At 70.6% G+C, this 6,940-nt stretch carries 5 protein-coding genes and 1 pseudogene; all 6 read right to left on the bottom strand.

Annotation, left to right across the window (positions count from 1 at the left end):
* A pseudogene (locus OXQ33_RS14555) lies at positions 1-660 on the bottom strand (outer membrane beta-barrel protein); the annotation flags it as partial.
* Positions 661-773: 113 nt separating this feature from the next.
* Positions 774-1,277 carry a DUF2793 domain-containing protein gene (locus OXQ33_RS14550; protein ID WP_267435410.1) on the bottom strand — a complete coding sequence of 168 codons (504 nt, stop codon included), beginning with the start codon at positions 1,275-1,277 and terminating at the stop codon, positions 774-776.
* 1 nt (position 1,278) lies between these two features.
* Complete coding sequence (locus tag OXQ33_RS14545; protein ID WP_267435409.1) at positions 1,279-3,408, bottom strand: phage tail protein; 2,130 nt, start codon at positions 3,406-3,408, stop codon at positions 1,279-1,281.
* Positions 3,408-3,776, bottom strand: coding sequence for a peptidoglycan endopeptidase (locus OXQ33_RS14540; RefSeq protein WP_267435408.1), 369 nt, complete (start codon positions 3,774-3,776; stop codon positions 3,408-3,410). Before OXQ33_RS14540 ends, OXQ33_RS14545 begins: the two co-directional genes overlap by 1 nt.
* Complete coding sequence (locus OXQ33_RS14535) at positions 3,773-4,579, bottom strand: DUF2163 domain-containing protein (protein ID WP_267435407.1); 807 nt, start codon at positions 4,577-4,579, stop codon at positions 3,773-3,775. The genes OXQ33_RS14540 and OXQ33_RS14535 overlap by 4 nt, the downstream gene beginning before the upstream one ends.
* Entirely contained in the window at positions 4,576-6,846 is a 2,271-nt protein-coding gene (locus OXQ33_RS14530; RefSeq protein WP_267435406.1) for a DUF2460 domain-containing protein, read from the bottom strand. The genes OXQ33_RS14535 and OXQ33_RS14530 overlap by 4 nt, the downstream gene beginning before the upstream one ends.
* Positions 6,847-6,940: the final 94 nt, after the last annotated feature.

The raw sequence follows: 6,940 nt of genomic DNA, 5'->3' as shown, positions 1-6,940 counted from the left end.
ACCCAGGATCGAGTGCGAACGGAAACGGCCGTCGAACGTGTTGTTCGCGACGTCGACCAGCTTGACGTTCTCGGCGTTGAAGAAGCGATACTTCAGCGTCGCGTCGATGTGGTCGGTCAGCGGCGCACGGATGCCCGCCAGAGCCTGCCACGCGAACACGGTGTCCGAGTCGTTCAGGAAGTCGGCCTGGTTGTTGAGCTTGTAGTTCGCCTTGACGCGAGCGACACCAACACCGCCGCCGACGAAGCCCTGGATGCCGTCATCGGCACCGAAGTCCAGCAAGCCGTTCAGCATGAAGCTGAGCGCCGAGGTGGAACCACCGGCATAGTCGTAGTTACCAGCCGCAACCGTGCCCGCACCGATGCCGGTGTTGGTCAGCGTGGTCGAGCTGAAGCCGTCGACGGTCGCGCGGCGATAGCCGACTTCGGTTTCCAGACGGAAACCACCGAAGTCGTAACCCATCACGGCGTCAACGTCATAACCATAGTCATGGTCGACAGTGGCCACGCCGGTGCGCGTGCCGGTGACATCATAATCGATGTCCTCGACGATCATCCCGCCGCCTTCGATGCCGACGTACCACGACTTGTCGCGGGCGAGGGCAGGCGAAGCCAGAGCGGTGGAGGCGAGTGCCAGAACAATGGCAAGCTTCCGCATCATAGTCCCCTTTCTTGGTTGTCACTACGGACAGCGCAAACCCACTATCGACGTGTTGGTTTCCACGCAAGCAAACAAAAGCCCGGCACTGTGGCATTAAAAGCACAGGATTTTCGTCAGCCTGAGGCGATCAATCCATGGCTGCGCAATGCCAAAATCACCGCATTCAGGGCATAACGTCCTTCTATATCAATGACTTGTCCTCCATCCGGCGAGGCGATGGCAGGTTGTTGCGCACCCAAAACTTTTTTACCGGCCACGGTCAATTCGCGCGCGACGACACGCCCCGTCCGCCATGCCGTCCCGTCCCAGTCGGATCGGCATTGCTCGGCCTTGTTCCAAACCGAAAGCCCTTGGCGCGGCGGGAGAAATCTCCACCCGCCCTCGGTCCATCCGGCCAGCATCGCGGCACGGTCCTTCCACGCCGCCACCGGCTGGTCGCCGACCACCCAGGCCTGGCCCGGCACGGGCGCGTCGGGCGGGGTGTCGATGCCCACCGCCTCGACACAGGGTTGCACCACCATGTCGAGCAGGGTCAGCGCCTCGTTATGGGTGATCTCCTTCTGCGCCTGCCCCGCGGTCAGCAGCGGCAGCGTCCAGCGCGGCGTTTCTCCCGTCATCTCAATCCTCTCCCACGAATCCGACCAGCGGCGCCGACGCGCCCCAGGTCCCCAATTGCCGCACCGTCACCCGCTCCCCCATGCTCGCCGTGCCGGTCCAGCCGGGGGCGGTGACGATCGCCTCCCGGTCGCCCAGGGTGACGCGATAGCGCTCGGCCTCCTCGCCCAGCGGCGCATCGACCCGGTCGAGCCAGCGCCACCCGAGCCGACTTCGCCGGGTCCAGCCCAGGGTGACGCTGCCGTCCGCGCCCCGGCGGCTCCACAGTCCGACCGGCGCGGGCGGCAGGACCGAATGACCGGTGACCTCCGCCACCGCCTGCACCCCCTCCGTGCCGTCCGCCACGCCATGTGCCAGGAAGCGGACGCGACCGCCCAGCGCGGTGATCGGCACGTCGATGGTCCGCACCGACTCCGCCGCGATCAGCGCGAAGGGGGTTCCCGACGTGGCCTGCCCGATCATCGCCTCGGTCCCGCGCAGGCCGCGCCGCAACTCGCGCAATCGCCAGCGTCGGTCGCCCAGCGGCTCGGCCCGCGCGAACTGGATCAGCTCGCCGCCGATCCAGGCGAGATTGGCCCCCGCCTCGATCGCCGCCGGATCGGCATCGGCCAGATCCTCCGCGACCGTCACCACGAACGCGCCGCGCCGGTCGATCAGCGCAGTAGTGCCGCCGCCCGGCGTCACCGCCGTCACGCTGCCGATCACGCCCGGCGGCGCGGTGGTGCCGATCGCGGTCCAACTCGCCCCGTCGTCCAGGCTATAGGCGAGGTTCGCCTGCCGCCATCCCGGCCCGCCCGCCGCAATGACGATCAGGCGCGGGGTGGACAGCAGTTCGTCGGTCAGCGGCGGCGCTTCGAAGGCGATCAGCCGCGTCGCCCCGATGGTCCGGTCCGCCGCCCGCGCGATCCGCCCCGGCGACGCCGCCCGCATCGGCCCGACATGCCCGACCGGCACGCAGGTCAGCCGGACGGCCATGGCCTCCCACGCCGCCTCGACCACGCGCCAGCGTCCCGCCTCGCCCGCGATGGTGACGAGGCCACCGGGCGCGATGGCCAGCGCATCGGGGCCGAGCGTCACGGTCCGCCGCACCCGCTCGGCCCGTTTGCGCGCCAGCCGGTCCTCGGCCAGCGTCCGCGCCGTGGCGGCATCGAGCGCGGCGGCCAGGTCCAGCCGCTCGTCACGCACCCCGCCGGCGCGGCGCGCGCGCTGCATCCCGATCTGATAGTCGCGCGCCGGATCATAATGGGCGACGGTGACGCTCGCCGGAAGGATCGCCTCCGCCGCCACCTCGCGCTGGCCGCGTCGGCCCGGTCCCTCGGCGCCCATCCCCTCATCCTGGATGAGGGTGGGAACGGCGGCGGGGTCGGGCACGGCGAGGCGCAGGCCGCGTCCCTCCGCCACCCACTGACCGCCGCTCATATCGGCAAGCATCGCCAGCACCGCGCGCACGCTTCCCCCGCTCGCCGCAAAGCCGCCGACCATCGTGCCGCCATCGCCCGCCCGCACCCAGGGCGAGAGGGCCTGCGCGATCGTGCCGCAGGACAGGGCCGCCGCATCCGCCTCCACCTCGAAGGTGAGTTGGGGAATCCGGTTGCCGAACTCGGCCAGCGCCAGCCCCTCGAACACCGCATAGGCTATCCCCCGAAAGGCCGAGGCACGCGCGCCCTCGACGGAGGCGATCAGCGGATCGACCGGCTGGTCCTCGGTACCCGTGTAGAGGCGAAAGCCGGTCGCGACCTTGGAGTCGCCCGCTTCCCCGCGCAGCAGGCGACCATCCGCCCAGATGCGCCCGACCCGCCGGATCGTCCGCCCCGACAGAGCGACCGCGAAATTGGCGGAATAGCTGTAGCTTTCCGTGCTCGGCCGCCCCTTGCCCCCGCCGGAGACGCCGCGCGACTCGACCAGATCGGTCGCCCAGATGACGGGGCCCGCCACGCGCATCGTGCCGAAGATGGCGGGCATCTGCGTGCCGTAGCTGGAGGTCTGCACCGACAGCTCGGCCAGGCGCGGCCCCTGCCGCCGGGGCGAGCCCAGCACGGCATGATCCACCCGGTTGCCGATCAGCGCGCCGATCGCGCCGCCCACCGGCCCCAGCAGCGCACGGCCCACCGTGCCCAAGACCAAGGTCGCCATTATCCCTCCCCCTTCCAATAGCCCAGCACCGGCCAGGGCGGCGCACCCGGTCGCCAGGCGACGCGGCGAAGCCCCGCATCGGCATGGACGATCCCGTCGCTGACCCGGATCGCCAGGTGCAGTTGCCCAGGCCCGGCCCGCAGCAGCATCACCGCGCCGGGTTCATCCTCTCCCCGCAGGAACTGCGCATCGAGCAGCGCCGCCACCCGCCCCGCATCCCCGCTTCGCCAGCCATAGCCGGTCGGCGCTTCCCGCCCGGTCGCCGCCGCGACCAGCCCGACGCAATCGAGGCCATGCACGGAATCGCGCCCATGCAGTCGGAACCGCACGCCGACCAGCGCCCGCGCCGCCGCCTCCACGCCCCTCATGCGCCGGGGTAGCGGGTGAGCAGGTCGATGCCGGGCAGGAACGGCTCGCCCCGGAAATTCACGACATTGGCGAAGCGCGACAGGCAGGTCTCCAGCCGCTTGTCGCACCCCTCGACCAGTTCGATCAGCGGCGTGCCCTCGATGGCGAAGGCGGGCGGGGCGGAGAGCCAAAGCCGGTTCCCCTCCGACCGCGCGACCGCGCTCTCCAACCCGGTATTGGCCCCGCCGAACCAGATCAGCCGCCCCTGTCCATAGGCATTGGCGACCGGCTCGACGGTGTCGAGGGTCAGCATCACTTCGCCGTCCCAGGCCGCGACGTGCGCGAAGCGCCGCCGCCCCGCCATCGCCACCCGGCACCGCCGGTCGCCCAGCGAGGCGCGGCAGTCGGGCGAGGTCTCCTCCGCCACCGGCTGATCGAGCAGCGCGCCCATGCCGCGCAGTTCGGCGGTGAAGCCCCCATCGCCCAGTTGCACCGCGCCGATCACCCCCTGCCCCAGCGGCACGGGCGCGGCCCCGCCGGTCCAGTCGACCGCGATCGCCGCGACGCTCGCCCCGTCCCAGCGACCGGCCAGCAAGTCCCGCTCGGCGATCGCGGCACTGGTCAGCGCGCCCGTCGCCTCCATCATGTCGGGGTCCAGCGCATCGCCGCGCAGGATCGCACTCGGCATCAGGCCCGGCGCGGCGCGGTAGCGCACGCCGTCGATCCACAGATCATGGTCATGCCCGGTCAGCCCGATCGTCACCCCGTCGCGCCGCTCGATCCGCCAGCACAGGACGCGGGTGGTCAGCGTGTCGGCGCTCATGCCTCCCGCACCTCGACCAACGGCACCGACGGGGCCGCGCCCGCGCGGAACCCGGCCAGCGTCGCGCTCAGCCGGTCCTCGGCAAAGCGCACGGGCACGTCGAAGGTAAAGCTGGCGGTGATCGGTGCTCCGGCGGCGGGCGCGGTGTCGAGCAGCAGCCAGCCGCCCGGCTCCACGACGAAGCCGGTCACGCCCTGTCCCGCGACCTTGACCGAGACGCTGCCCCCCACCGGCCGGGTGATGCGCCGCGACTGGTCGCCATAATGGCGGACCAGCGCGAACCGGCGCGTGGTGCCGTCGCCGGTGCCCAACGCCTCGTCCATGCCGACACTGTCGAACGGATCGCGCAGGCGGAACCCCCGCGCCGGGCCCATCCGCGCGCGGAAGAAGCCCAGCAGCGCGGCGATATCCTCCGCCGAGCGGATGCCGGGCCCGACATCATAGGTCGTCCGCGCCTCCGCCCAACTCGCATTACGCGCCTCGCGTCCGCCCGCGCCGGTCAGGATGGCGGTGGAGAAACCCGGCGTCACCTCCGCCTCGCGCCCCAGCGCCAGGGGGAAGAGTATATCGTCGAAAGCCTGCATATCGTCTTCCCCCTCCCAACACACAAAGCCGTCGCGCATCACCTGCGGCATCGCCCATAGATACGTCGCGGCGACGCCCCGCTCGCGCGCGACCTGCGCCGCGTCGGCGATGCGGCTCCATTGCTCCCGCTGGTCGGCGCGCAGCACGAAGCCCGCCAGATAATGCTGGCGCGTAGGCGGATAGCCGAGCCGCGCCTCGGCCAGCGCCACGCCCTTGCGGGTCGAGGCGGTGTCGCCCGCCGTCACCCAGTCATAATCCTCCAATTGCAACACATCGAAGGCCGGGCTCGCCCAGCCGACCGGCATGTTGGCGCGGCTAGCCTCGGGCGCGAGCGGATCGAGCACGGTCGGCAGATAGGTGAGCAAATGGGTGACACAGCCCGGTGCGGCCGCCTTGGCCGCTGCGCACAAAGCCGCCGTCGATGCCGCCAGACACGCGCCTGCCCGGTCGAGCGTATCGCGCTGCGCCTGGCTTTTCGCGCCGGCCATGGTCGCCATCGGCACCGGCGCGAAGGCCGCCACCGCCGCCGCATCGTAGAGGCACGGCGCACCGTCGGAGGGACGCACCCACCACCAGGGCTCGCCGACCTGGAATTGCGGCGCCAGCCCCGCCGCCTGGCCGATGGCGAGAAAGGCCCGCGCGACCGCCTGGAGATAGGCCATCGCCCCCGCATGCGCCGGGCTGAGCAAGGTCGAGGGCGGCTCCCAGCCGGTCAGGGCGGGGGCACCATCCGCCGAGCGCTGTTTCCAGTCGCCCCAGCAATGCGCATCGAACAGCTCATAGGAGAGCGACCAGATCAGGCCATAGCCCAGCGCCTTCGCCTCGCCCGCCAAAGCGCGATGCCAGGCGGCGCAGGCGGTGTTGAGCGCCCCTCCAGCCAGGCCGGCGTAGAGCCCGTCGCCGCTGCGTTCGAGCCGGAAATAATGGCTCATGCCGACATAATGGACGATGCTCCCCCGATAGCCGAGGTGCAGCATGTTGCGCAGCAAACGCTGCGGCGTCAGGTGATAGCTGTCGTCATAACCGCTCGCGATCCCGAAGCCCTGCTCGGGCAGCACCGCCGCGCAGACCCCGATCACCGAACCCGGCCCGTCACAGGCGATGCCGGTCATCTCGACCCAGCCTTCCTGCGTCTCCGCCAGAAATCCCGTACGCGCGTCGTAACCGGGGGCGACCAGCGAGATGAACATGCGGTCGACATCCCCCGCCCAGACGGGATCGCGATCCTCGGGGAATTTGAACCCACCCGCCAGCGTCGCGAAGTCGATGACGATCTCCGCATCCTCCGGCGTCCCGGTCGCGTAATTCCACAGCCTGACATACCAGTCACGGGGCCGCCCTTGCGCATCGCGTCCCTCGATCGTCAGGGTCGGGCCGTGCACCGCGTCGAGCGGCTTGATCCCTCCGGAGCGCCAGCGGAACCGCAACCGGCAGTCGCGATAGTCGCGCACCGTGTCATAGCGCAGCAGCGGATGGTCGTGCCGATCCGCCGACTCCCAGATCAGCCCGGCCAGATCGTCGGCGCGGTAGAAGACCGTATCGACGCGCAAGGCATCGGGCGCGGTCGCGACCACCGACGCCATCATCGGGCGCGGGAAATCGACCGTCCAATAGCGCGGGTCGAAGCGGGTCAGCATATCGCTCCGCTGGTCCCGGCGTTCGCTGTGCAGGCAGTATTGCATGGGGTTCGTCTCCCAGATGTCGAGGCTCCCGCCCCTCCACCAACGGGCTGACGCCCGGCGGTCCCCCTCCCCAAGCCGAGCGTGGGGAGGAATA

It is taken from the genome of Sphingomonas sp. GM_Shp_1, from assembly GCF_026540895.1.
Classification (GTDB): Bacteria; Pseudomonadota; Alphaproteobacteria; order Sphingomonadales; family Sphingomonadaceae; genus Sphingomonas.
This window is presented reverse-complemented; position numbering and strand designations above follow the sequence as displayed.

What these genes read in the sequence shown, in the direction of transcription:
- OXQ33_RS14550 (WP_267435410.1), bottom strand. Translation starts at nt 1,277, where the DNA reads ATGACGGGAGAAACGCCGCGCTGGACGCTGCCGCTGCTGACCGCGGGG.
- OXQ33_RS14545 (WP_267435409.1), bottom strand. Translation starts at nt 3,408, where the DNA reads ATGGCGACCTTGGTCTTGGGCACGGTGGGCCGTGCGCTGCTGGGGCCG.
- OXQ33_RS14540 (WP_267435408.1), bottom strand. Translation starts at nt 3,776, where the DNA reads ATGAGGGGCGTGGAGGCGGCGGCGCGGGCGCTGGTCGGCGTGCGGTTC.
- OXQ33_RS14535 (WP_267435407.1), bottom strand. Translation starts at nt 4,579, where the DNA reads ATGAGCGCCGACACGCTGACCACCCGCGTCCTGTGCTGGCGGATCGAG.
- OXQ33_RS14530 (WP_267435406.1), bottom strand. Translation starts at nt 6,846, where the DNA reads ATGCAATACTGCCTGCACAGCGAACGCCGGGACCAGCGGAGCGATATG.